This window comes from Cognatishimia sp. (assembly GCF_049116455.1).
Taxonomy (GTDB): Bacteria; Pseudomonadota; Alphaproteobacteria; order Rhodobacterales; family Rhodobacteraceae; genus Cognatishimia.
In genome coordinates, this window is record NZ_JAGDYW010000003.1 from 350,192 (window position 1) to 374,660 (window position 24,469).

33 protein-coding genes are annotated in these 24,469 nt (G+C 54.6%); 10 read left to right on the top strand and 23 right to left on the bottom strand.

Going from position 1 to position 24,469, the window contains the following annotated elements; translation table 11 throughout:
* Positions 1–9: 9 nt before the first annotated feature.
* From JXQ85_RS06605 to JXQ85_RS06665, 13 genes are all read right to left on the bottom strand, one after another.
* Positions 10–669, bottom strand: a complete 660-nt coding sequence (locus JXQ85_RS06605; protein ID WP_421748092.1) for a phage tail tape measure protein — start codon at positions 667–669, stop codon at positions 10–12.
* Positions 662–874, bottom strand: a complete 213-nt coding sequence (locus tag JXQ85_RS06610; RefSeq protein ID WP_421748093.1) for a rcc01693 family protein — start codon at positions 872–874, stop codon at positions 662–664. Before JXQ85_RS06610 ends, JXQ85_RS06605 begins: the two co-directional genes overlap by 8 nt.
* Positions 861–1,193, bottom strand: coding sequence for a gene transfer agent family protein (locus tag JXQ85_RS06615; RefSeq protein ID WP_421748094.1), 333 nt, complete (start codon positions 1,191–1,193; stop codon positions 861–863). The genes JXQ85_RS06610 and JXQ85_RS06615 overlap by 14 nt, the downstream gene beginning before the upstream one ends.
* Positions 1,194–1,196: 3 nt before the next feature.
* On the bottom strand, positions 1,197–1,610 hold the full coding sequence (locus tag JXQ85_RS06620; protein WP_421748095.1) for a phage major tail protein, TP901-1 family: 414 nt from the start codon (positions 1,608–1,610) through the stop codon (positions 1,197–1,199).
* 39 nt (positions 1,611–1,649) lie between these two features.
* A complete protein-coding gene (locus JXQ85_RS06625; RefSeq protein ID WP_421748096.1) occupies positions 1,650–2,060 on the bottom strand; it encodes a DUF3168 domain-containing protein in 411 nt (136 codons plus the stop codon).
* Positions 2,057–2,395 carry a phage head closure protein gene (locus JXQ85_RS06630; protein ID WP_421748097.1) on the bottom strand — a complete coding sequence of 113 codons (339 nt, stop codon included), beginning with the start codon at positions 2,393–2,395 and terminating at the stop codon, positions 2,057–2,059. The genes JXQ85_RS06625 and JXQ85_RS06630 overlap by 4 nt, the downstream gene beginning before the upstream one ends.
* Positions 2,392–3,006 carry a head-tail connector protein gene (locus JXQ85_RS06635; protein WP_421748098.1) on the bottom strand — a complete coding sequence of 205 codons (615 nt, stop codon included), beginning with the start codon at positions 3,004–3,006 and terminating at the stop codon, positions 2,392–2,394. The genes JXQ85_RS06630 and JXQ85_RS06635 overlap by 4 nt, the downstream gene beginning before the upstream one ends.
* 153 nt (positions 3,007–3,159) lie before the next feature.
* Positions 3,160–4,344: a phage major capsid protein gene (locus JXQ85_RS06640; RefSeq protein WP_421748099.1), complete on the bottom strand. Its 1,185-nt coding sequence runs from the start codon at positions 4,342–4,344 to the stop codon at positions 3,160–3,162.
* A 28-nt stretch (positions 4,345–4,372) separates the two neighbouring features.
* Entirely contained in the window at positions 4,373–4,915 is a 543-nt protein-coding gene (locus tag JXQ85_RS06645; RefSeq protein WP_421749037.1) for an HK97 family phage prohead protease, read from the bottom strand.
* Positions 4,916–4,923: 8 nt separating this feature from the next.
* Complete coding sequence (locus tag JXQ85_RS06650; RefSeq protein ID WP_265020930.1) at positions 4,924–5,154, bottom strand: GTA head formation protein, RCAP_rcc01685 family; 231 nt, start codon at positions 5,152–5,154, stop codon at positions 4,924–4,926.
* On the bottom strand, positions 5,147–6,322 hold the full coding sequence (locus JXQ85_RS06655) for a phage portal protein (protein WP_421748100.1): 1,176 nt from the start codon (positions 6,320–6,322) through the stop codon (positions 5,147–5,149). Before JXQ85_RS06655 ends, JXQ85_RS06650 begins: the two co-directional genes overlap by 8 nt.
* A 96-nt stretch (positions 6,323–6,418) precedes the next feature.
* Positions 6,419–7,798, bottom strand: coding sequence for a DNA-packaging protein (locus JXQ85_RS06660; RefSeq protein WP_421748101.1), 1,380 nt, complete (start codon positions 7,796–7,798; stop codon positions 6,419–6,421).
* A complete protein-coding gene (locus tag JXQ85_RS06665; protein ID WP_421748102.1) occupies positions 7,713–8,135 on the bottom strand; it encodes a hypothetical protein in 423 nt (140 codons plus the stop codon). Before JXQ85_RS06665 ends, JXQ85_RS06660 begins: the two co-directional genes overlap by 86 nt.
* Positions 8,136–8,301: 166 nt before the next feature.
* Between JXQ85_RS06665 and JXQ85_RS06670 the strand changes: the two genes are divergently transcribed.
* A complete protein-coding gene (locus JXQ85_RS06670; RefSeq protein WP_421748103.1) occupies positions 8,302–9,660 on the top strand; it encodes a DUF3179 domain-containing (seleno)protein in 1,359 nt (452 codons plus the stop codon).
* 184 nt (positions 9,661–9,844) lie between these two features.
* On the opposite strand, the gene JXQ85_RS06675 is transcribed toward JXQ85_RS06670, so the two are convergent.
* The 4 genes from JXQ85_RS06675 to JXQ85_RS06690 form a co-directional block, all read right to left on the bottom strand.
* Complete coding sequence (locus tag JXQ85_RS06675) at positions 9,845–10,297, bottom strand: hypothetical protein (protein WP_421748104.1); 453 nt, start codon at positions 10,295–10,297, stop codon at positions 9,845–9,847.
* 106 nt (positions 10,298–10,403) lie between these two features.
* Positions 10,404–11,555: an endolytic transglycosylase MltG gene (mltG, locus tag JXQ85_RS06680; RefSeq protein WP_421748105.1), complete on the bottom strand. Its 1,152-nt coding sequence runs from the start codon at positions 11,553–11,555 to the stop codon at positions 10,404–10,406.
* A 3-nt stretch (positions 11,556–11,558) separates the two neighbouring features.
* Positions 11,559–12,815 carry a beta-ketoacyl-ACP synthase II gene (gene fabF, locus JXQ85_RS06685; protein ID WP_421748106.1) on the bottom strand — a complete coding sequence of 419 codons (1,257 nt, stop codon included), beginning with the start codon at positions 12,813–12,815 and terminating at the stop codon, positions 11,559–11,561.
* A 130-nt stretch (positions 12,816–12,945) separates the two neighbouring features.
* Entirely contained in the window at positions 12,946–13,827 is an 882-nt protein-coding gene (locus tag JXQ85_RS06690; protein WP_421748107.1) for a DUF1835 domain-containing protein, read from the bottom strand.
* A gap of 143 nt (positions 13,828–13,970) precedes the next feature.
* Here JXQ85_RS06690 and JXQ85_RS06695 point away from each other — a divergent pair, with 143 nt between their 5' ends.
* Positions 13,971–14,252, top strand: coding sequence for a type II toxin-antitoxin system RelE/ParE family toxin (locus JXQ85_RS06695; RefSeq protein WP_421748108.1), 282 nt, complete (start codon positions 13,971–13,973; stop codon positions 14,250–14,252).
* 23 nt (positions 14,253–14,275) lie between these two features.
* Positions 14,276–14,587: a HigA family addiction module antitoxin gene (locus tag JXQ85_RS06700; RefSeq protein ID WP_421748109.1), complete on the top strand. Its 312-nt coding sequence runs from the start codon at positions 14,276–14,278 to the stop codon at positions 14,585–14,587.
* A 65-nt stretch (positions 14,588–14,652) separates the two neighbouring features.
* On the opposite strand, the gene JXQ85_RS06705 is transcribed toward JXQ85_RS06700, so the two are convergent.
* The 3 genes from JXQ85_RS06705 to fabD form a co-directional block, all read right to left on the bottom strand.
* The gene (locus JXQ85_RS06705; protein WP_421748110.1) at positions 14,653–14,886 is read right to left on the bottom strand and encodes an acyl carrier protein; all 234 of its coding nucleotides are present in this window, start codon (positions 14,884–14,886) and stop codon (positions 14,653–14,655) included.
* A gap of 234 nt (positions 14,887–15,120) precedes the next feature.
* Positions 15,121–15,858 carry a 3-oxoacyl-[acyl-carrier-protein] reductase gene (fabG, locus tag JXQ85_RS06710; RefSeq protein ID WP_421748111.1) on the bottom strand — a complete coding sequence of 246 codons (738 nt, stop codon included), beginning with the start codon at positions 15,856–15,858 and terminating at the stop codon, positions 15,121–15,123.
* A 30-nt stretch (positions 15,859–15,888) separates the two neighbouring features.
* Entirely contained in the window at positions 15,889–16,827 is a 939-nt protein-coding gene (fabD, locus tag JXQ85_RS06715; RefSeq protein WP_421748112.1) for an ACP S-malonyltransferase, read from the bottom strand.
* Positions 16,828–16,988: 161 nt separating this feature from the next.
* Between fabD and JXQ85_RS06720 the strand changes: the two genes are divergently transcribed.
* Positions 16,989–18,194 (top strand): cytochrome b/b6 domain-containing protein, encoded by a 1,206-nt coding sequence (locus JXQ85_RS06720; protein WP_421748113.1) that lies wholly within the window; start codon positions 16,989–16,991, stop codon positions 18,192–18,194.
* Positions 18,195–18,323: 129 nt separating this feature from the next.
* Here JXQ85_RS06720 and JXQ85_RS06725 read toward each other — a convergent pair whose 3' ends face one another.
* Complete coding sequence (locus JXQ85_RS06725; protein ID WP_421748114.1) at positions 18,324–18,896, bottom strand: YceI family protein; 573 nt, start codon at positions 18,894–18,896, stop codon at positions 18,324–18,326.
* 134 nt (positions 18,897–19,030) lie between these two features.
* A complete protein-coding gene (locus JXQ85_RS06730) occupies positions 19,031–19,492 on the bottom strand; it encodes a hypothetical protein (RefSeq protein WP_421748115.1) in 462 nt (153 codons plus the stop codon).
* A gap of 258 nt (positions 19,493–19,750) precedes the next feature.
* Between JXQ85_RS06730 and rpsF the strand changes: the two genes are divergently transcribed.
* The 6 genes from rpsF to JXQ85_RS06760 all read left to right on the top strand — a co-directional run bounded on the left by rpsF (position 19,751) and on the right by JXQ85_RS06760 (position 23,443).
* Entirely contained in the window at positions 19,751–20,107 is a 357-nt protein-coding gene (gene rpsF / locus JXQ85_RS06735; protein WP_072790533.1) for a 30S ribosomal protein S6, read from the top strand.
* Between the two features lie 25 nt (positions 20,108–20,132).
* On the top strand, positions 20,133–20,360 hold the full coding sequence (rpsR, locus tag JXQ85_RS06740) for a 30S ribosomal protein S18 (protein WP_073249614.1): 228 nt from the start codon (positions 20,133–20,135) through the stop codon (positions 20,358–20,360).
* Positions 20,361–20,372: 12 nt separating this feature from the next.
* Positions 20,373–20,993: a 50S ribosomal protein L9 gene (gene rplI, locus JXQ85_RS06745; RefSeq protein ID WP_421748116.1), complete on the top strand. Its 621-nt coding sequence runs from the start codon at positions 20,373–20,375 to the stop codon at positions 20,991–20,993.
* Between the two features lie 208 nt (positions 20,994–21,201).
* Positions 21,202–21,606 carry a helix-turn-helix domain-containing protein gene (locus JXQ85_RS06750; RefSeq protein WP_421748117.1) on the top strand — a complete coding sequence of 135 codons (405 nt, stop codon included), beginning with the start codon at positions 21,202–21,204 and terminating at the stop codon, positions 21,604–21,606.
* 42 nt (positions 21,607–21,648) lie between these two features.
* Positions 21,649–22,350 (top strand): LuxR family transcriptional regulator, encoded by a 702-nt coding sequence (locus JXQ85_RS06755; protein WP_421748118.1) that lies wholly within the window; start codon positions 21,649–21,651, stop codon positions 22,348–22,350.
* A 166-nt stretch (positions 22,351–22,516) separates the two neighbouring features.
* Positions 22,517–23,443: an acyl-homoserine-lactone synthase gene (locus JXQ85_RS06760; protein ID WP_421748119.1), complete on the top strand. Its 927-nt coding sequence runs from the start codon at positions 22,517–22,519 to the stop codon at positions 23,441–23,443.
* Positions 23,444–23,725: 282 nt separating this feature from the next.
* On the opposite strand, the gene JXQ85_RS06765 is transcribed toward JXQ85_RS06760, so the two are convergent.
* The gene (locus JXQ85_RS06765; protein ID WP_421748120.1) at positions 23,726–24,439 is read right to left on the bottom strand and encodes a helix-turn-helix transcriptional regulator; all 714 of its coding nucleotides are present in this window, start codon (positions 24,437–24,439) and stop codon (positions 23,726–23,728) included.
* Positions 24,440–24,469 lie beyond the last annotated feature (30 nt).

Genomic DNA, 24,469 nt, shown 5'->3' on the forward strand with positions numbered 1-24,469 from the left:
ACGAACCCCTTATAAATTCCGCTGACCCCGAGAAATCGCGCGGCTCATCTGCGCAGCGATCTGCCCTTGCGAGCGTCGAAAGCCCTCTACGTCCGAAGTCTGAATATTCATCACCACCTGCACAGCTCGCCCGCCGCCACCGCGCACACCCAGCTTGCCATCCGCCCCGCGCGCCAAAGGCATAATCGCTTCGGGTCCAGCCTCGCCCATAACCCCAAGCCCACCACGCATTGGAAAAGCCGTCGCCTGGCTTACGATGCCGCCATTGGCAAAGGGCATCACGCGTCCTTGCGAAAAAGCACCTCCGTTTGCAAAAGGCATCAACCCGCTGAACAGCCCGCCAACCCCACGCGCAATCAGTGCACCAAAGTGATCCGTCACCGGTGTCACCGCCGCCTCATAAGCCGCATCCATCACGCTCTTGAACACATTGCGCAGCGCATCACTCAGGCTGTCGCCATCCTGCACCAGCCCATCCACGGCCTTTTTCAGCCCCTTGGACATTCCTTTTTCAAAGGTTTCAAAATCGCCACCCGAGGTCTGCAAACTTTGCCGCACGCGCTTTAATTCACCATCAAAGGCTGCCATAACATCCCCAGTCACTTCCGCCGTATCGCCGATATTTGAAAGCTGATCCCGCAGGTCTTCTAGGTTCTCAAAGTCACTCATCATCCGTTTCCTTCTGATCTGGATAGGCCATCAGCAACTGATCCAACTGGCTTCGGCTCATCGGAGCCACGCCCTTGGTCTGCCCCAACATCATCGCCAACTCTGCCGGTGTCAGCGCCCAGAATTCCTGTGGTCGCAATTGCAATCCACGCAGCCCCGCTCGCATCAATGCGGCCCAGTCAAACCCACCTTTAGACAGCGTCATTGCCATCTCCGGGAACCACAAAGGCCACCGCCAACATCCGAGCTGCCACTCGGGCTGCCATCATCGGGCCGCCCTCGACCTCAGCCTCGGCCAGATCAGCCTCAGAACCCTCCCAACCACAGGCCGCGAGCCCCGCATAAAGCAACGAAATCACATCCGATGCGCTGAACGTCCCGCCCTCAAAGCGTTCCACCAAAGCCATCAAAGACCCAGTTTCCAAACGTTCTTCCAGTCTCGCCAATGCCCCCAAAGTCAGTTTCGCCAAGCAGCGCTCGCCATTCACAACCAGCGCCACCTCTCCTGCATGTGGATTGACCATTTCTTAGGCCGCCACAAACGTTAGCGCACCCGCCGAAGCCAGAGCCAACTCATAGGTTGCCTCGCCATTATGCGTTCCGGCATACTCCAATGACGTCACCTGAAACGGTCCCTCCACAGTGCCGAAATCCGGAATAATCACCTGAAACTCAGGAACCTCGCTATCAAAGAATAGCTGCCGTGCACGCTCGTCTGTGTCCGCATCTTTAAACACACCAGATCCCGAGATCGACGCCGATTTCACCCCTGCGCCACCTAGCAATTCACGCCAACCGCCTTGGCTCTCAAGCGAAGTCACATCCACGCTTTCCGCGTTAAAGCTGATCCGAGTTGCCCTCAGTCCGGCCAGCGTCGCAAAGCTGCCGTCCCCCAAAATATCCACCTTGATAAGCAGGTCTTTCCCGTTCTGTGCCGTCATCCGCCCAGTCCTTTTCTGTCAATAAATTCAATCACCTGATCAGCTGTCTTGAACCCACGCCGCAAAACGCAGATCAATCCGTCTCAAGTTTGCGGCTTCTTCCCGGCTCGCCACAGCCCGCTCAAATCGCAAAGCCACCAAATGCCCCCGCGCCAAGCTCAACGCGGCACCTGCCAGCGCATCGCTAACAGCCACGGCCACTGCCTTGGCTCCTGCAAATCCGCTCACGTCAGACACCACTGAAACCTCAAAACGATGGAGCGCTCCACCGCCATCTCCGTCTGACCTATCCAACGCCGTTTCCGGCCCCAAGGTCACATAGGTTGATGGAATGGTTCCATTTGGCACCTCGTCATAAATCGCGCTGCCAACCAACCCGCTCAGGTCGCCATCCGCCAGCAAATGCTGGTAAACCGCCGCCTGCAGCGCCACCGCCACGCCATAACTCATGCCGCCACCTCTTCGCGCGCCAAACAGGTTAGGTAACGCCCTGCCATATCGGGCTCCGTCACCGCCAAAATCCTGAAAATCCGCGTGCCCTCACGCAACCGCTGCCCCGCCTCAGGCCGTTTGGATGACCCGACAGGTGCAGCCCTCATGGTCACCTTCACATCCAACCGAGAGACGCCGACATCTTCGCGATCCCGCTCACCGCCAGACCGAGGCTTCACCTCAGCCCAAAGCTCCCCAAGCGCGACCCAGCTTTCCACAAAGCCCCCAGCACCATCAGAATTCCGCGCCACGCTTTCCAAAACCATACGCCGGTTCAACAAAGGCTGCCTCATGACATGCCCTCCAGCCCCATGCGGCCAATACTTAGTCTGCGATAGCGAGCAATCAGACTGGTCACGCCAAAAGGCATACAGCCACCGCCCAATGACACCTCGTTGCGATATTCATAGTAATGCGCCGCCAACATCAGCACCGCCTGTTGCAAATCTGCGGGCACATCCGACCAACGCGCTGCAAACCCCACGGTCGCCACAACTTCGACCTGCCCGCCGCTCACAGGCGCAGGCAAACAAACGCCAACCGCACGCAACATCGGATAATGCGCATCCATATCCAACCGGTATGCGGAAGACGCCACTTCAGTCGGCAATTCTGCACCATCCAACAGACGCACCGCCTCCACCGAAGTCACCGGAGCCAAAGGCAAAACCTGAACCTCAGGATCACGCCAATCGCGCATCCGCCAGGTCACCACGCGGGCAATCAAAACTTTACTGCAACGGGTTTCCACCGACGCTATCGCCGCCCGCAAAAACCCTTCCAGCACGCTGTCCTGCAAGCTGTCCTCAGTGAACCCCGTTCCCAGACGCAAATGTGCGCGAAACTCGGCCATGGGCAATGCCGAGACCGGCAATTCTGTTTCATCCACCAAATACATGGACATCCTCCAAACCTCTCGCTCCCCTCACCTCTCCCCAACTCAAAATGGGGCGCGCACCACGCGTCACTCGGTGGGAGGGGAGCGGCCAGAAACGCGTCACAGGCGCACGCCCCGGCAAGGCGGTCACATCACCGCCTTACCCCTCACGACGCCCGTTTAGGACACCGCGAACCGCAGCAGTTTGATCGCTGCAAAGTCGCTCACATCGCCACCGACACGTTTGGTTGCGTAGAACAGCACATGGGGTTTGGCCGAAAATGGATCACGCAGAACTCGCAAATCAGGACGTTCCGCAATCGTGTAACCGCTTGAAAAATCGCCAAAAGCAATCGCATCCGCACCGGTCGCAATATCTGGCATATCCTCAGCAATCAGCACCGGATAGCCCAGCAAACGTGCAGGTTCCCCCGCAGCCAAACCATCAGACCAAAGAAAGCGACCATCTGCATCCTTCAGCTTGCGTACTGAACCCGCGGTCTTGGAATTCATCACGAAAGAGCCATTCGCGCGGTAATCAGCACCCACCGCATAGACCAGATCAATCAGCCCATCACCACCACTGAAGCCAGCATCAACACCGGTTGCCACATAGCCAATATTGCCCCAGCTCCAGCTATCATTAGCCACGGCTGTATGGTTCAGAATACCCGTAGGCTTATCGACCCCATCCCCATTGATGAACGCCGCTGCCTCAGCACGGGCAAACTTGTCCGCAATGCGCCCGGCCAACCATCCTTCCACATCAAAGGCACTGTCATCCAGCAAGCGCTGGGACGCCTTGGGAAGGGCAGACAGCTCATGCAATGGAATAGCAATCCGCTCAATTGTCGGAGTACCGGTTTCAGAACTGGCAGAGGTCTCATCCGCCCAGCCAGCACCCGCCTCGGTACTATCAATCAGCACATCGTACGACGTTGTTTCCACATTCACGACATTCGCAATCGCCCGAATAGACGCCGTGGAGGCCAGAACCGAGTTGACCGTTTCAGAGGTGACCGGATCGACCAAATAGCCGCCATCGCCGTTCATTACCGAAGACAGAGCTTTCTCTTCCAGCTCAATCCCGCGCAGCCCGTCGTCGTCACCTGTACGCAGATATGCCGCCATCGCCTTCTTATGCGGCGCTTCATAATCCGTGCGCTCCAGCCCTGGGCGCGCCGCCATCATTGTCTTCTGATCCAACTTGTTCATTCGCTCGTCCTGCTGTTGCAATTTCTTTTCAATGTCCGCTCGAAAGCCTTTGAATTCAGACGTAAACCCCGCCACCGCGGCCTTTACCCCCTCAACCGGAGACACATCTTCTCCGTTCCGAGCCATCAGCCCGGTCCCCGTCTTGGTCATCCTCAACCCTTTCGAAAGTTAACGACGCTTAGTCCCGCGCCATCTCCTGGCGCGCGTCATCAAAAACACCCGCCAAAGCCCGCATTATGTCAGCGTCAGGTGCATCCCCTTTGGCCGCCACACGCGCCGTTGGAAGCATCGGAAACGTCACCAAAGACACCTCCCATAGCTCCAATTCATTCAAAAGCCGCTGGCCCTTTTCATCCTCCGCAGCCTTCACGGTCCGGTAACCAATCGACAAGCCGTCAATTGCCCCCGCCGCAATCAAAGCCGCCGCCTCGCGCCCCTTAGCAACGCTGTCCAGCAACCGGCCTTTCACATATAGACCACGCGCATCCTCACGCACCTCATCCCAGATCCCAATCGGCTGCGCCGGATCATGCTGCCAAAGCATCTTCACTGATCGGCCCGCCGCCTTCAGCGCCTTCAATGAACTGGCATATGCCCCCGCTTGCACCACATCGCCACCTTGATCCGTAGCGCCAAACAAGGACGCATAGCCCTCAATCACATTGCCTGCCTCAACCGTCAGCCCCTCGCCAAAACGCGCAAACTTGCGTTCAAAATCCATTTCCATCCTCACATCCCCGCTTCGATCAGCGACTGAAAGGCCTGCGCCAGGATCACCCCAACAACGCCATAAACCGTCAGCCACAGCCGTTTCTCCAGCCGCTCAATCAGCGCTTCAATCCGGTCCAATCGCTTGTTCAAACTGTCAAATTGCAGCTTCGCCACCCGCTCATGCGCCTCCAACCGCAAAGCCGGCGCACAATCAAATGCCTCAAACCCGTATCGGTCCCCCTCAGCCATCCGCCCCCTCCATCATCGGAGGCAGACCCAGCAGCCTGCGCTTTTCCTGAGGTGTCAAAAAATCCGCCGCCTGCACGCGCGCCCATTGGCTATCCCGTTCCGCACTCAAAGCAGGGACCTGATCCAGGTCTGGCTTCAGCATCACAGCCTCGCCGGAATACCCGCCCAGCCAATCCGCCAAACGCCCAGCCACGCGGCTCACCAGCGGCAAAACCGTCAACCGAAAGAACGCCCGATGCGCTTCTTGGTAATTTGCGTAGGTCGCATCGCCCGGAATGCCCAACAACATCGGCGGCACCCCAAAGGCCAAAGCGATCTCCCGCGCCGCCGCTTCCTTGGTTTTTTGAAACTCCATATCCGATGGAGAGAACCCCATGGGCTTCCAATCCAGCCCGCCCTCCAGCAACATCGGCCGCCCTGCATTCCTTGCCCCCTGATGATGGCTTTCCATCTCAGACACCAAGCGATCATACTGATCTGAACTCAAAGACCCCTGCCCATCGGCAGACTTATAGGTTATCGCCCCAGACGGCCGGGCCGCATTATCCAGCAAAGCCTTCGACCAGCACGACGCGCTATTGTGCACATCCAGCGCCATCGCCGCTGCCTGCATGGGCGAAAACCCATAGTGGTCGTCCTGCGGGTGAAAATTCCGCAGATGACAAATCGTCGATAGCCCGGAGACCTCAAACCGATGCTTGCGCCCGCCAACAGCGTATTCATAGCCCGCAGGCCAGCCATCCGCCCCCGGCATCACACGAATGCGGTCAGACCGCAAAACATGCAGCTCCACAGGCAATCCCGCCTCTCCCACAGCCTCCACATAGCCATCCCCAGACAGCATCAACTGCGCGACCAAAGCCTCCAAAAACTCCGCCCGCCCCTGCGCCAGGTTAGGATGCGCCAACAGTGACAAAATAGGATGCGCCTCGTACCGCTTCTCCGCATCCTCCAGCACCAAAGGCACCGCCGCCGCCGCTTCAGAAATCAGCTTCACACAGCGAAACCCAACCGGATTTCCCGCATAGCCGGTCTTGGTCAAAGACACCGTGTCGCGCGGTGACCAAGCCACTCGGCCCGAGGATTGATACGCCACCACAGGCGCCACCGCGCTGGCCTTTTGTTCCGGCACGGTCTCACCTCGTCGTTTTAGAAAATTAAACACCATGCGCCTCGCCTTTGCCCTCATTGCTCTGTTGAAAACCAATCTGACAAAAACCTATTAAACCCCTGACACATATGCGTTCTCTTACAGTGCAACGCCCTACAAAGACCTAACCGCTGGCCGAGACCACTTCGCCGCCGGCTCCAACATCACATCCGTCAAAGCCCAAACCAGCGCATCCACCCGATCCGGCGATGCGTCACCCTCAAACCCCTGCGGCCCCATCAAACACATCTGATCCTCAAGGGTGCCAAGCCCCGGCAGATGCCCCACACGCCCCTGCTCATACAAAGCCGCCACCGGCTCCGCCCGCGCGACCTTGCCACGCGAAGCCCGCACCGCCCGATAGGCCATCAAAGGATCAACCTGCCGCAAGACGCTTTCAACCAGATCACCACCTTGATTGACCTCAGCTACCAGCCGATCCGCCCCCCAACGCCGCGCCGCCTCACAAGCCGCCTCTGCCCAGCCCTGCGGCGACATCCCGGACACTGATGCATCCTCCAGCACAAAGGCGCGCCATCCCTGCGGTGGCCCGTCCATCACAGCCCCAACAACGACAATCCCACAGTCATCCGATTGGGCTGTTCCTGTGACCGGAGGGTCCACGGCCACCACAATCCGCCCCAACTCAGGCGCTTTCGAAACCTGCGCCGCCGACAGCATTGAACGCGTCCACAAAGCCCCCTCAATGTCAGCCATCAACACGCCCTCAAGCTCCTGCCGCCCCAGCCGCGTGCCGGCATATCGCCGCTCAACTTCTTCCAAGAAACTCGCCGCCAAATTCGCCCGGTTCGCTTCCGTCGGGGCATGGGTTTGCACCGTCGTATCCAGCTCCAATATCCGCTTCAACACCGGCACATTGCGCGGCGTCGTGGTCACCACCTGCCGGGGATTTTCCCCCAGCCGCAATCCAAATTGCAGCATGTCCCAGGTCGCTTCAGCATTCTTCCACTTCGCCAACTCATCCACCCAAGCCGCATCAAACTGCGGCCCCCTGAGCCGCTCAGGATCATGAGCTGAAAACGCTTGCGCCATGGCCCCATTCGGCCAGGTCAACCGACGCCGCGTTTCGTGCCAAACAGGTTTCCGATCCGGCGGCGAACAAGCAATAATCCCGCTCTCCCCATGCACCATGACCTCACGCACCTGCTCCAGCGTCTCCCCAACCAAAGCCACCCGCGACGCCCGCCCCGCATCCAAGGGACGAGAACCCTCCACCATGGACCGAACCCATTCCGCCCCAGCCCGCGTTTTCCCAGCCCCTCGACCGCCCAAAATAACCCAAGTCTTCCAATCCATGCCATCTGGCGGCAGCTGATGCCCCATCGCCCAAAACTCAAACAAATAAGGGAGAGCCAACAGCTCTCCCTCTTCCAACTGATCCAGAAAGTCATCCCGAACGGCAGCACTTTCGCAAGCGAGCCAATCGGCACCCGATCGTCCGTCGGGCCTCAACGAGATCGAGCGCATATCCATCCACAATTCCTTCTTTTTCCTGTCGTCGCTTTTCAAACCGTGCCTCCGTTTCAATCGCCAAACGGCTCCAGGTGCGGATATCCGCGAGCAGTTTGCTCGCCTCCCGCACTGACGCAGGCTCCCCAGCCATGACCTCATCCTCCAGCCCCCGCAGGGACAGGGTCAGATGCGCCAAAGTCTGGCGAACCGCGTCAAATTCCTCCTCCAGCGAAGGAGCGTTTTGTGGCGTTTCATTGTTTTGCATGTATTTCGCCTCTCGTGTTGTTGCCTCCCACACGAGCGAAATGAAACCGACCTTGAGGTCATACCCCAAGGCCGCGCCCATCTCTTCCAGCATATAAAGCGTTTAGCAAATACCGTGACGACTGTCAATATTTTGTTTATTTACAAATAGTTAACAGGCAGACCCAAACCATCGCAACGTCCCTAACCCAAACGTGATTGGCTCTTGATCGGCTTTCCGTGAAATCTACGCTCAACGCATATACAGCAAAGGCGGCCCTATGGTTCAGATCATTCGTTTCAAAGCAGCGCTCACCTCAGCGCTTCTCGTTGCTCTTACGTCCTTGCCCATCGCAGCATCTGCGCAAACCGCCCATGCCGTAGACCAATTCGGCACACCGCCAACGATCATGACCGGCCCCCTGACGGACGATCTCGAAACCGCTATCCAAACGGCCTTCATCGACAGCATGCAAGATGGCCGCTGGGGGGAGCCTCAATATGCAGCGCTTCACTCCATCACCAATGCCGGAGACGTGCGCGTGGCCTGGATCATCGCCGACCTCATGCGTTTTGCCACCGGCAGAGAACTCAACCAAGCCCTTGCCAACTCCGCTGCGGCCCTCCTCGGCATCTCACCCCCACGCCGCAACCATTGGGGTGTCATCACTGATCACCTCATCGCCTTCGACGTGCCGGCTCCACCGGACTACCTCAAAGCCAAACGCGCCATCTTCACCACTGTTGTGCCCGGCTGGGATAAGATCTTTGTCAAAGGCGACATCGACTGGCGGCATGTCTCTTGGGGAGGTGTCCTGATCGACGATCGCCCCTTCGACACCACCGACGATCCCTGCAACTGCATTCCAGCAGCTGACAATCCCGAAGTCCAACCAGCAGAAGAAGCCACATGGCTCAAAGACAGCGACATTGTCTTTGGCATCGAAGTGAACGGCGAATACCGCGCCTATCCGCGACAGATCATGGAAGTGCGCGAGATGGTCAACGACACCCTCGGCGGCCGCGACCTTGGCATTCCCTATTGCACCCTCTGCGGCGCGGCTCAGGCCTATTTCACCGACGTGAAAGGCATCAAACGCCCCGTCCTACGCACCTCAGGCCTGCTGATCCGCTCAAACAAAGTCATGTATGACATCACCAGCGGCTCGGTCTTTGACACATTCAAAGGCACCGCCGTCACAGGTCGGCTGGCCCGCAAAGGCATCCAGCTGGAACAAGCCAATGTCATCACAACAGAATGGGGCGCATGGAAGAAAGCCCACCCAGAAACCACTGTTTTGGTTGAAGAATTGGCCCTGGGCCGCAATTTCGACTTCCGCAACGGCCGCGACGCAGGCGGCCCCATCTTCCCCGTCGGAGATATCGATCCGCGCCTGCCCGTGCATGAAGACATCATCGGCGTCATCACCGCCTCCGGTAAACCCGTCGCTTTTCAACGCAGCAAAGCCTTCCTCGCCCTAAAACGCGGCGAAGCTATTGCGGTCGAAAACGTTAACCTCGTGATCGACGCAGGCGGCGTGAAAGCCGTGGACGCCAGCGGAGCGCCGCTTGGTAGCCACCAAGCGTTCTGGTTTGCTTGGTCGCAGTTTTATCCGAAGACGGAGTTGTGGAGTGGGTGAATCTGACCAATATTTTCAAAATATTATTGTAATAGTCCGACTGCACGCGACTAATTCAAATCTAGCCAGAAAGCATTCGCATTTTACAAACAATTCAGCATTGCGAATTCCGTTTAGGAATAACAGATACCTATCTATTTCCACTCATCGTTCTTAACTTTTTGGAATTGAAGAATAAAATGGGTCACCAAAATTTCCACCACGGTTTAGGTTTGGCCAGATCTTCAAACGTATAGACATCCGAATTTATTCGTCGCTGAATCATTCTGGAGAATTGATTGAAATCATGAGCTTTTTCCGGCCCCACGTACATTAGCTCGCCAAACTCACTGGCATAATCATGGAGATACAAACCACTTTCACCATAATAACGTTCAGCAAATTTGTTTCCTTTTGCCGATAAATCTTCGCTTGTGAGTTTCTCACCGCATTTATCAAAGAAAAAGGACGTTGCAGAAGCTGTACCTGTAATGACTTCTTGAATTTCTGCTGGCCAGTTCTTCTGGTGGTATTCTCCTGCCCATCCATTCTTGAAACACCACCTTAAAAACAACGCTATATGGGTGGCCCCATATTCCGATGGAGAACCAGCTGGAAACTCACCACCATAGTGCCAGCTTGCGTCATCATATTTCATAAACGAAGTCATTGCTAAAAATACCTTCTAATGAAGTTATTAAGAATAATTAGGTATCCAGTTCGAAATTTGACCTGAATTTTAGTCGACAATGTTGCAGTCCAGACTACTGACCAGCCCGCTCAGCCTCAATCTCACGCCACTTTGCCACGTTCCGATTATGCTCGGCCAATGTCGTCGCAAAGGCGTGGCCACCAGTCCCATCCGCCACAAAGAAGATATACTCCGTCGTGTCAGGGTTCGCTGCTGCCTCAAGGCTTGCGCGGCCCGGGTTGGCGATTGGGGTCACAGGCAGGCCATCAATCTGATAGGTGTTCCACGGCGTCTCGCGCTGCAATTCGCTGCGGCGCAGACCACGGCCCAGCGTGCCCTGCCCGCGGGTAATACCATAGATCACCGTCGGGTCCGTTTGCAGCCGCATGCCACGGTTCAAACGGTTGGCAAAGACACTCGCCACTTGGCGGCGCTCTTCGGCCACACCGGTTTCCTTCTCAACAATCGAGGCCAAGATCAGCAGCTCTGCCGGAGAGGACAATGGCACCGAAGTATCCCGCGCCGCCCAAATCTCTTCCACAGCCGCTGCCTGCGCCAATTGCATGCGTTCAATCACAGAGGCGCGCGTGTCGCCTTCGCGGATCTCATAGGAATCCGGGGCCAAAGTGCCTTCTGCAGGCACCTCAACTTCGCCACCCAGCAGATCAATGCGGCCCAGAACATCAACCACCTGCCAGCTGGTTACACCTTCCGCCATCGCAATGCGGTACCGCGTGTCAGACTGCGCGCGCACCTGCACGAAAATCTCAGGTGCTTCGGCTTCGGATGGCTCAAAGGACACGACATCGACAAAGCGGTTGGTTGCTGGATCGAGCTCGCGCACCTGCACAGAGGCACGGGTCACACCAATACGGTACACCACTTCAGTGCCGCAAGTTGACGCGCCACCTCGGGTCACAATATCGGTAATCTCTTCCATCGAAGCACCTGCTGGCACCAAAAAGGAGCCGGCTTTCAGCTGCGATGATTTCTCAGCATAGTCCGCGCCGATGCGGAATAAAGCGCCGCTTGACACAGCGCCCGCCTCTTCCAGCTTGCCAGACACGCGGCGCATGTTCGAGCCGCGATCCACTTTCACACAGATGGCTTCCGACAGAGGCCCCTCAGCCGTATACTGAGACTGCCCCCATAAGATCACCCCGCCCAGCAGGAACACCGCGACAATCAACAAGGTTATCGCGTTTGACGCAATGCTCCGCCACATGGGTTAGACCTTCCCGAAAAGCACCGAGGCGTTGGTTCCGCCAAAGCCAAAGGAGTTCGAAAGCGCCACGTCGATCTTACGCTCGACCTTTTTGTTCGGTGCCAGATCAACCTTGGTTTCAACCGCAGGGTTGTCGAGGTTGATGGTCGGCGGCGCAACTTGGTCACGGATCGCGAGGATCGAGAAGATCGCCTCAATCGCGCCAGCAGCACCCAAAAGATGGCCAGTCATGGATTTCGTGGATGACATGGTGACGTTTGCCGCCGCATCGCCCATCATACGCTCCACCGCGCCCAGCTCGATGCTGTCGGCCATGGTAGATGTGCCGTGCGCGTTGATATAATCGATGTCCGCCGGCTCTTTGCCCGCGTCTTTCAGAGCTGCACGCATGGAACGCTCACCGCCCTCACCGTCCTCAGATGGCGCGGTGATGTGATAGGCATCGCCAGACAGGCCATAACCCAGAACCTCGGCGTAAATCTTGGCACCACGTGCCACAGCGTGATCGTAGCCTTCCAAGACGACAACACCCGCGCCTTCGCCCATGACAAAACCATCACGGTCCTCATCATACGGACGCGACGCTGCCTGTGGATCATCCGCACGTTTTGTGGACAGAGCTTTACAAGCGTTAAAGCCCGCAATCCCGATCTCACAGATCGCCGCCTCTGCACCGCCTGCAATCATTACATCCGCATCACCGTTTTTGATCAAACGGCTCGCGTCACCAATCGCATGCGCACCCGTGGAACAAGCGGTCACTACTGAGTGGTTCGGGCCTTTAAAGCCGTAACGGATCGACACCTGACCAGAGATCAAGTTGATCAGCGCACCCGGAATAAAGAACGGAGATACCCGACGTGGGCCGCGCTCTTTGATCAGAATCGCAGTTTCCGCAATCGAGTTCAGACCACCGATGCCAGAGCCAATCATCACGCCGGTACGCAGACGATCTTCTTCGCCCTCAGGGGTCCAGCCCGCATCTTGCACAGCCATCTCTGCCGCCGCGATGCCGTAAAGGATAAAGTCATCGACCTTACGACGCTCTTTTGGCAGCATCCAATCATCGGCATTGAACGTCCCATCGCTGCCGTCGCCCAAAGGCACTTCGCAAGCGTATTTGGTTGTGACGTTTTCGGCATCAAACCGAGTGATCGGCCCCGCCCCGGATTTACCCTCCAGAATACGAGCCCAGCTTTCTTCGACACCGGATGCCAATGGGGTCACCAGACCCAGACCTGTAATGACGACACGACGCATAGTGCTGCCCTTTCCTCAATTCGTTGAATGCTCATACCTTGGGTTGGGCATGAGGGGCAAGAGTGGGTTCACGGGTTGGTGGAAATTGGCTGGGGATTTTCACAAAGCACCGTTCGGTGAAACAACTGAACTACAACTGATCCCGAATTGCACGTCCCTCGGTGGTCAACTTAGCCGAACTGGTTCTCATTGTACTTAGATCACCTACTAGTTCAAACCACGGACGTGGGGCTTGACTTAACTCAACCAACCGACGGAATAGGAATAAATCGCCGACATAATCTCTTTCGTCCACTCCTCCTGCGGCCATTGCTCTCCCTATGGTATGCGCTGACTTTCTCATCTCTTCGCTTCCAGCCATTAGCAAGCGTCGATCTATCGATCCAACACCGCCATTGCACTCAGGAAAGCGCAGTGCGTAGGCCTTAAATGCATTCCCCAGAATCGATTTCCCGCCTTGCCCTTCGGCAAACTTTGACACCGCGTCTGAACTACCAGAAGAAAGCGCTTTCCAAGCTTTCGCATAACTTGATGCGTCAATCTTTTCAGCATTGCATTGTGAATAGAGTTCCGAGATTTCCTCTTCCTTCAACACTCCTAAACCCCAAAGCCGTTTATCAGAGGAAAACTCTCGAATTGCGATGCTGCCAGGATCAAAGTTTTCTAGTAAAAGCAGACTAACATAAACAGTGATGAAAAACGTCTCTTGGACAGTCCCCGTAGTCCAGAATTCTACGAAATCCGATCTAAGAATATTCAAGAACTCTTCGACGTATGCTGAACTAGTATCAGTTTCGGAAAAGCGAGGGTTATCAAATAGATCGATTGTTTTCCAGTAATCGACGCGGGTTCTAATGAAGTCTCTAGCTGTTTCAGTCGTTTCAATCGGGCCGTGAGAGAAATCATCGAACGTTCCCACAACAGATGTGTTTGAAGAAAGTCCGCTATTTATAAGGAATTTCCGAATTGTCCCTTCTGCGCTCAATGAGTGGGTGAGGATAATGTTTTTCATATTAACCGCGAAATGAAATGAGTGATTTTAAGGATGAATGACGAGTTAATTTTATGGAAACCATAGCGTACTATTTACAGATACTAAGTTAAACTCACCACATAAATTTGCGCCATGTTGCGCAACATGGTACACTTTCTTAAATGACTATTCAAAGCGTCAAAGGCAAACGAGCAAAACACGTGGTCAGGGACAACTTCAAGGGCCTATCCCCTGACCTTACAAAACGCATCAAAGCCCTTTTGATTGTCTTAGACAGCGCCAAAGACCTGAACGACCTGCGCAGCCCTCCGGGGAACCAACTCGAAGCCCTCAAAGGCGACCGCGCCGGGCAGCACTCGATCAGGATCAACGGCCAATGGCGCATTTGTTTTATCTGGACCGAAAATGGCCCAGCGGATGTTGAGATCGTTGATTACCACTAGGTCGGCGAGGAAAGGAAAGTGAGATGAGCTTACTAGACTTCACAATGCACCCCGGCGAGGTGCTTAAAGAGCTATACCTCAAGCCGCTGGGGCTATCCTCGATCAAGTTCGCCGAAATCATTCATGTACCGCGCAGCCGCGTGGAACGTCTGGTGCGCGGCGATTGCGGGATCACGCCTGACACGGCCTTCCGTCTGGCAAAGGCACTGCAAACAACGCCGGAAATGTGGCTGACCATGCAAAGCACCTACGACCTTGCCATTGCAAAGGATGAGGTCGATGTGTCTGCTATCAAACCCCTGCCCGCGATAAGCGAAAACACCAAAGCGGCTTGACCCCAAAACACAAAAAAACCCCCCGCTTGCGCGAGGGGTCTTTCCGAATTGATCTCTAACGAAACTTAAGAAGCTTCGGAGATGAATTTCACTGCGTCGCCGAAAGACTGGATGGTCTCTGCTGCGTCGTCAGGGATTTCGATGCCGAACTCTTCTTCGAAAGCCATAACCAGCTCTACGGTGTCCAGAGAGTCTGCGCCCAGATCGTCGATGAAGGATGCGCCCTCAACAACTTTGTCTGCTTCAACACCCAGGTGTTCTACAACGATCTTTTTTACGCGGTCTGCGACGTCGCTCATGTCAATTCCTCATTCGTACTGGCCAAAATGGCCTTTGGTCTTCCGCACAGCGGATAATAGATTGCCCGTATGGGCGGCTCTTGTTCCGGCTCCCCCGGATACCCGGAAAGCCAGACGGCTCACCCGGAAACTGCGCCGCCTATAGCATATGATTCCTAATAGGCAAACGCTTTCGCACTGTAATTCCCGAAAGGCTGGTATGAGGTTTTCGCCCTGCCCCAGCCCGTTCGGTGGTTACAACATGGCCATGCCGCCGTTCACATGCAAGGTGGTTCCGGTCACATAGCCCGCTTCATCGCTGGCCAGATAAAGAACCGCCGCTGCGATTTCAGCAGGTGTGCCCATGCGGTTGCTTGGGATTTGCTTGTTGATGGCTTCTTTTTGCTCATCGTTCAGCTTTTCGGTCATCGCGGTTGCGATAAAGCCCGGCGCGACTGCGTTCGCAGTGATGCCACGGCTTGCGACTTCGTAGGCAATCGACTTGGTCATGCCAACCATACCCGCCTTAGAGGCCGCATAGTTCACCTGACCCGGGTTACCTGTCGCGCCCACGATGGAGCTGATATTGATGATCCGGCCCCAACGCGCCTTCATCATTGGGCGCATTACCGCCCGGCAGAGACGCATCGCTGATGTGAGGTTCACATCGATCACCTGCTGCCATTCTTCATCCGACATACGCATGAATATCTGGTCTTTGGTGATGCCTGCGTTGTTCACAAGGATATCAAGGCTACCCATGGCTTCGATGGCTTGCTTAGGCAGCTCTTTCACTGCGTCCGCGTCACCCAAGTTACATGGCAAAACAAAAGCGCGCTCGCCCAGTTCCGCCGCAAGGGCCTCGAGAGGCTCTACGCGAGTACCGGAAAGGCCAACGTTTGCGCCAGCCGCATGCAGCGCTTTAGCGATTTCGCCGCCAATGCCGCCAGAGGCGCCAGTCACGAGGGCGGATTTACCTGTTAGATCAAACATTTGAACTCCTGAAATTCAAATCTGTTAAATTTAAGCCAGCTTCTCAGCGGCGGCTTTGACGTCATCTGGCGTGCCCACGGCAGTACATGCAATCGCACGATCAATGCGGCGTACCATACCCGACAGGGCTTTGCCCGCGCCGATCTCGTAGATCTCGGTCACCCCTTCGCCAGACATCCAAGCCACGGACTCGCGCCAGCGGACAGACCCTGTCACCTGTTCAACCAGCAAGGAGCGGATTGTTGTCGCATCAGAGATAGCCTGCGCGCGCACGTTGGCCACAAGTGGTACGCTCGGGCGTTCAATATTCACGCCATCTAGCGCTTCGGCCATCACTTCGGCGGCTGGCTGCATCAATGCACAATGGAACGGTGCACTGACGGGCAGAAGAACCGCGCGTTTTGCGCCTTTTTCCTTGGCAATCTCAACCGCGCGTTCCACGGCGGCTTTGTGACCAGAGACAACCACCTGCCCCGGATCATTGTCATTCGCTGCCTGACAGACTTCGCCCTGCGCCGCTTCTTCGGCAACCTCAGTCGCCGCCGCAAAATCCAAGCCCAGCAGAGCCGCCATCGCGCCAACACCAACCGGCACGGCCGCTTGCATCGCTTCGCCACGGGTACGCAGCAAACGCGCAGTATCAGCAATGGTCAAAGACCCCGCCGCCGCCAATGCGGAATATTCCCCAAGGGAGTGACCAGCCACAAAAGACGCCGCGTCTACGGATACGCCTTCGGCTTCCAAAGCACGCAATGCAGCCAAAGAGGTCGCCATCAACGCAGGCTGCGCATTTTGGGTCAGTGTCAGGTCGGCCTGTTCGCCTTCCCAGATCAATGTGCTGAGTTTCTCCCCCAGCGCGTCATCCACCTCGTCAAAGACGGCTTTCGCGGCTGGATATGCCTCGGCCAAGGCTTTGCCCATTCCAATGGTCTGTGCGCCCTGTCCCGGAAAAACGAATGCTCGGCTCATGAGAACTCCCAAATTTATTGCGTTTTATCCGCAATACCGAACCCTGTGCATCTGTGCAATGTCATTGCGCGCGGCTGAACCGAGTTTCGCCCTCGCCACGCTTTGCCTTCCAGGGATCTGCGCCTATCGTGTCGCAACCTATCAGCAAGCAGGACCCATTGATGCCCATTGCCAATTCGCACGCCCATTACGGCAGCCTCGCTAAGATCTTTCATTGGATGACAGCGCTTTTGATTTTGACGGCCTTTCCGCTTGGTATCATTGCGCAGAAACTGCCCTTTGACACCAATGCCGAACTCGCGTTGAAGGCAACGATGTTTTCAGCCCATAAAACCGTCGGCATCTTGGCTTTCCTGACGGCATTGCTGCGGATCCTTTGGGCAATCAGTCAAAAGCGACCGGGATTGCTGAATTCTGAAAACAAACTGGAATCCACTGCCGCTGAAACCGCGCATTGGCTGCTTTATGGTTCGATGCTGGCCGTTCCTTTGACAGGATGGATTCACCATGCCTCCACCGAAGGCTTTGCCCCCATTTGGTTACCGATTGGGCAAAATCTACCGCTCGTTCCGAAATCCGAAGCCCTCGCGGCGTTCACTGCATCGCTGCATTTCATTTTGATCATCGTGCTGGGATTAACCATTCTGGCCCATATTGGCGGCGCGCTAAAACACTTCATCATCGACAAAGACCAAACCCTGCAGCGTATGTTACCTGGGCGCACACCTTCGGTGGAAGTCGCACCTGACCACCGATCCTTTGCACCTTTTGCGATTGCACTGGCGATTTGGGCGGGTGCTATGGGCATCGGCACATTTGGCGGCGCATTCACGTCTCATGACACATCTGTTGAGACCGCAGAGCTCAGCGACGTTGTCTCGGACTGGAATGTCACCGAGGGCACCATATCCATCGAAATCACCCAATTTGGGGGGCCGGTTACAGGCAGCTTTGCCGATTGGACCGCTCAAATCAGCTTTGACGAAAAGCTAACAGAAGGCCCGCTCGGGAATACTGTGGTTGAAATTGCCATCGGGTCTTTGTCGCTGGGGTCCGTGACACAACAGGCCATGGGTGCTGATTTCTTTGACGTCGCTGGATTTCCTACGGCGCAGTTTTCAGCGGAAATTTTTGCCGATCCAAACGGGGATGAACAGTATTTGGCGCAAGGTACTGTTACGTTGAAAGGCGTTTCTGTGCCCGTTACACTGCCCTTTCAGCTGGCGATAGATCAGAACATTGCGACCATGCGCGGTCAGACCTCATTGAACCGTCAGGATTTTGGCATCGGGGACAATATGCCCGATGAAACCAACTTGGGTTTTGGTGTCGAGGTCGTGATCGAGTTGACCGCCGAACGATCCTAATGTGTCACTAGAGACTACAGCCGTTAAAACCAACGCCATCAATTCCCAAAACAAAATGGCCCGCAGATCTCTGCGGGCCATTTTTAAGATTTCGCTTTGATGTAATCTGAGCGCGACAGGCTTAGAAGATTACTCAGCTTTCATTGCTTCAATCGAAATGGTCACCGGTACTTCGTCGCTTACAAACGGTGCGAACATACCCAAGTTGTACTCTGAACGAACCAGCGTTGTGGTGGCATCAAAGCCCGCCCAAGGCTTACCTGCCATCGGGTGGTCGCCCACTTGGTTAAGCTTGGCGTCCAGAACCACGGATTTTGTTACATCGTTCAATGTCAGATCACCGGTGATCAAGGCTGTGCCCTCGCCTGTGACTTCGATGCCTGTAGAGACAAAGCTGACCATTTCATCATCCGCTGCATCAAAGAAGTCAGGAGACATGAAGTGGCCCAGACGCGCTTCCCAACCGGTCAGCATGGTTTTGACTGGGAATGATACGGACACCGAAGATGCTTCTGGGGCTTCTTGATCAAACATGATCTCACCTTCAAAGCCAGAGAACATGCCGTAGGTCGTAGAGTAGCCTAGGTGATTGTAAGAAAAGACGATTTGGCTGTGGCTTGCGTCCAGAACATATTTTTCTGCACCAGCTTGAGCAAAGGTTGCTGCGGCCATCAGGCCAGTTGCAAGGAGGATAGATTTCATAGGTTTATTCCCTGATAAAGTTCACAGGAAACAAATCATCTTGCTGGGTTGTTTATCAATTCACAGTGTCCCAACAAAATATGTGCAAGCGCGCACAGAAAATCCTCTTGGAATGACCGATCTGGCTGAGCCGCTTAAACTGCGGCCTGCATGCGGCGCGACTCTTGCACGAGTACGGCGCGCACCGGCGCATCGACATGCATGTGAAACAGAGGCTCTGCGCGATCATTGTGCATCGCAGCGGTCAACCCGCGCAGGGTTAACACAGAACCGCGCGGTGCGACGTCTTCATAGGTCTGCCGCGTGCCTTTGCGCGAAACCAACTTCCACTCTTGTGTGGAACGATCAAAGGCCAACTCCACTGGCTTTCGAACGCAGCCGACCCGCGCAAAGGACACCCCAACGGCAACCAAAATTAATCCCATCACGAGTTTTATCATCGCCAGACCTTCGGAATCAAATCCTGGCATAACCATCAAAGCCGCCCCGCCCGCAACAATCCCGAGACCTAGGACCATCGCCAGTACGCGGGTGGAGGTTTCCAGACATGACTGCAACAACTGCAAGCTGTTCGTAGGCGCGACTTCTATCACCATGATTGACCCGACTTTCTTCAGGAATTAGAGACATCCTCAACCTGTCCGTGAAAAACGGCGCAATTTGGGCAAAATCCTTTGAATTAAGGCGGAAACAGTTTGTTTCCAAATTCAAAGAGGGTTGCTTTAAACCCCCAGTTCGCTATACAGCGCCATCCTTTTTGCAAATATTAGAACCGCGCAGTCTCTCGTGGGTGAGGCGCAAAAAGGCTGGATGCCTCGCTCTTTGAAATGCGCTTGTAACGAACTGGAGTTCACATGCCACTCTATGAGCATGTTTTCATCTCGCGTCAGGACTTGTCCAACACGCAAGCTGAAGGTCTTATCGAACATTTTGGTTCCGTACTTTCCGACAACGGCGGGTCCCTCGTCGAGTCTGAGTACTGGGGCGTTAAAACGATGGCCTACAAAATCAACAAGAACCGCAAGGGCCACTATGCCTTCCTGAAAACTGACGCATCCGCGGCAGCGATCCAGGAAATGGAACGCCTGATGCGTCTGCATGACGATGTTATGCGTGTTCTGACCATCAAAGTTGACGAACATGCGGAAGGTCCGTCTGTTCAGATGCAAAAACGTGACGATCGCGGCGACCGCCGTGAGCGCCGCAACTGATAGCGCGAAGAAAGGACAGTAAATCATGGCTGCAAAACCATTTTTCCGCCGTCGTAAAGTGTGCCCATTCTCGGGCGACAACGCACCAGCGATTGATTACAAAGACACAAAACTGCTGCAACGCTACATCTCTGAGCGTGGCAAAATTGTGCCTTCCCGTATCACCGCTGTTTCCGCAAAAAAGCAACGTGAGCTTGCTCGTGCGATCAAACGCGCGCGTTTCCTCGCTCTGCTGCCTTACGCTGTGAAATAAGGAGAGACTGACATGCAAGTTATCCTTCTTGAGCGCGTGGCCAAACTGGGCCAAATGGGCGAAGTTGTTGATGTGAAGGCGGGCTATGCTCGTAACTTCCTGCTGCCACAGGGCAAGGCGCTAACCGCGTCTGCGTCCAATGTTGCACAGTTCGAAGCGCAGAAAGCGCAACTCGAAGCACACAACCTGGAAACAAAGCAAGAAGCAGAATCTCTGGGCGAAAAGCTGGCTGGCCAGCAGTTCGTTGTGATTCGCTCCGCTTCTGATGCTGGTGCTCTGTACGGTTCCGTCACACCACGTGACGCAGCTGACGTTGCAACCGAAGCAGGCTTCACTGTTGACCGTAAGCAAATCGCTTTGATCTCTCCGATCAAAGACCTTGGCTTGCACAACGTAGAAGTTCGTCTGCACCCAGAAGTCTCTGTTGAAATCGAACTGAACGTTGCTCGTTCACAAGAAGAAGCAGAACTGCAAGCCTCCGGCAAGTCCATTCAGGAACTGGCCGCAGAAGCTGAAGCTGAAGCAGAATTCGAAATCGCCGAACTGTTCGACGATATCGGTTCCGCAGCCGCTGACGACGACGATCTGGTCGAAGACGCGCCTGCAGAAACTGAAGAAGACGCAGAGTCTTAATTGGTTTTAAAAGATCGGGTGTCGCGCCCCAAGCGCGCCACCTTTTATACAAACCAGTGCTGAAAAATTCAGCATTCTAACAACTTTAAGGCGAAGAATTTGCCCTGACGCCATAATTCAGGCAGAAAGGTTTGTGTATAAGTGTCGCCGCGATACGAAAGCTCCCTGCTTTCTGTGTTGTCTTAGTAGTTAGAACGACAGGTGAAGTATGAATAAGATCGATGTCTTGGTTGGCAAAAGAATTCGGGCGCGTCGCCACGCGATCGGCATTAGCCAAACCGAACTCGGCGACGCCATTGGCGTAAAATTTCAACAAATTCAAAAATATGAAACCGGAGCAAACCGGGTCAGCGCCTCACGCCTTTGGGCAGTAGCCGAGAAGCTGGGTGTAGATGTTGTATATTTCTTCGAGGGTATTAAACGCTCAGAAGATGGTGCCGAAGTCACAGATGAACCCGTAGATAAAATGGAGTTCTTGTCAGATCGCGATGCGATCGAAATGATGGAACTGTATCGAAAGTTGCCAAACAGCCAGCGAAGTGCTGTTCTGGCGTTTATGCGCTCCATGGTGATGGAAACGCATCAAGATAATTTGAGCGTCGCGAACTCTTAATCGCGGCTCTCGACCACCTTTCCGTGGTTAGGAGGGATGAGTTTGGAACTATTTAGCCTGCACGACGCGCCACGTTCGGACGAGCTTTACGCAAATTATCTGAGCGATATTTGCGAAACCTTTGGCTTTGATGATGCAGCTTATGCTGGAATCAACCCGGCTGGCGGTACAATGCATGCTTATGTGACCTACTCAGAAGAGTGGCAGAACCACTATCAGGAACAGGGTCTACACAATCTTGATCCGACCCTACACACGGCGATGAAAAGTATTGCTCCTGTAGACTGGTCTCGTTTGAGCCGCGACGCGAATTTTCGGCGTGTCTTTAATGATGCCAGTGAATTTGGCGTAAGTGAGCGCGGAACAACTATTCCGATCCGTGGTCCATACGGCGAATTTGGCATGTTAAGTGTCACGCGGGATTGTTCCGAACAGGAATGGAAAAAGCAACGACGTTCTGTCATGGCGGAACTGCAAAAGATCGCATCCCATGTTCATGATCATGTGATGACATCCGCGCCGATCACGCGCTTTTTGCACCATCCGAACCTATCCAAACGTGAGATTGAAATTCTGCAATGGATTGCGGCAGGTAAATCGCAACAGGATATTGCGGACATTCTGAATATCTCAAACCGAACAGTCGAGGTTCATCTGCGATCTTCACGCAATAAGCTTTTTGCATTGACCACAGCCCAGGCCGTTGGACGGGCCGTTGGCATGGATTTGATTTACCCCAGCTGACGTCAATTTCAGTTAAAATCTATCGACATTTTTCAATCCGGTGCCCAAAAGCGCCGGATTTTCTACGATCACCCTCACCGATGCAACTACGGGATTTCCCTAATAGCTAAAATTTGTCGAAACTTTACCCTTTAACCACGATCTAATCGTAAGGATGGGGTAAGAAATGATTATTGTAATTGATGGGTTGAACAAGCATCAGTTCCAGCCGCTGCTGGATGACATGTATCGCCTGAGGGCTCAGGTCTTTGCTGGCCGCCTTGGCTGGGAAGTAAACATTGAAGACGGTAAGGAGATCGATCAGTTCGATCATATGGACCCGGGCTATATTGTCGGCGTCGACGACAATATGAATGTGATTTCCTGTGCTCGCGTACTGCAGACCACAGGTCCACATATGCTGTCTGATGTCTTTGATGCGATACTGTGCGGAGAAGCACCTGTACGAAGCCCAAACATTTGGGAAAGCACACGTTTTTGCGTCGATACACAGCGCCTAAAAGGTGAGAAAAGCAAACACACGGTTTCCACCGCGACCTGCGAACTTATGTTGGGCATCCTAGAATACGCGCAGGATTCGGGTATCACCGATATTATCACCGTGATTGATCCAGTCATGGACCGCGTGTTGAAACGTTCCAACAATGCACCGCATGGCTACGTTGGCGAAACTGTTCCCATGGGAAAAGTAAAAGCTCTTGCTGCTCTGCTGGATTGTACGGATCAACGCATCGCGAATGTACGTGAATTTGCGGGTATAAAAGGTGACATCTTCATTTCTGAAGAAGAGGCATTGCGCAAATTAGAATGGCGTGAAATCGCCCAAGAAATGAGCCTAGCGGCACTGCCGGGTGATGAAGGGGACCTTGAAACTCTGTCAAAGCCAGGTGCCAGTATCACAGATCTGCGGGAATACTGCTTTGACCAGTTGACTGGTGCTGAATCGGATAAGGAAATCTCTGCGGCCGTCGCCTTGATGGAGATGCTGTCACAAAAGATTGGCACATCCGACGTTGTAGAACTTCAGCGAATTGCCGCTCAACTGCCCAAAAGCTCGAAAAGCCGTAACGGCGAGGTTTTGCGCTCAGCATAAGCCCTTCACCGAAAGGCTACCCGGCGCTTCCTCAATCTTTGAAAAATGATCCACGCGGCTTCGCGTGATCCATCCACCTTGCGAACACCGTCCAATCATCCCCTGGACGGGTTGCGCTCCCCAACGGCGCAACAAACCGGAGGCTGCCTTACTCCAAGGCAGCCTCCTCTGATTTCTACTGCTGACTACGGAAAGTCAGATGTAGATGCGATTTTCAGAACCCCCAAAGAAGTAAGTGAGCGTGTTGTAGCGCTAGATATAGGTACACAAGCTCAAAGCGAGCTACGCATATCGAACCTTTTTCACGCCCTCATCGAACGACACATGGCGGCGCTGGAATTTTCTATCGCTAAGACATTCAGGCTTGGTTATGCGATCCATTCTGAAATGCCGGAAATCACTGCGTTTCGGATCCCATGCAACGAGGTACCAAAGCGGCGGCAAGATAAGTAAAGCCTGTGGTTCAACGCGTCTCTCCGTAACGTTGTTTTTTGCGTCGCAGTACTGGAACTGCAAAAGATGGCGTTTCAGAAATGCAGTTTCAAAAGCTGTCAGAAGAGAACTGTCAACAGATCCAATGTTGGACGTATCAACCTGCGGCGCAAGCGGTCCAATCCAAAGGCAATCCATAAAGCGGCGGAGGTCTCGGACTTTATCGGATGGCAGGGATTTCTCGATCTTTGCGAGGCCGGCATCCGCGAGCTCGAAAAATGGTAGATTTGCTGCGGCGCGTATGCTGGCGACACTTATGACAAGTGCGAAGATTTCAGGCACCGTCAGGCGCGCAGTGGTTTGCACTGACTGGGGATCCAAATAAACCCCGCCCCCGCGTCCTGGTTCAGAGTGGATCACGAACCCCTGGTCACGCAAAGCGGAGATGTCGCGCAGGATTGTACTGCGCGACGCATCAACCGATTGAGCGATCTGCTCAATCGTAGAAGACCCCTCTCGGCGAAGGCTACGGATAATAGCATCTTGGCGGTCACGTATTTGCATAAAGCAAAGCATATCACAAAAGGTGTCAAA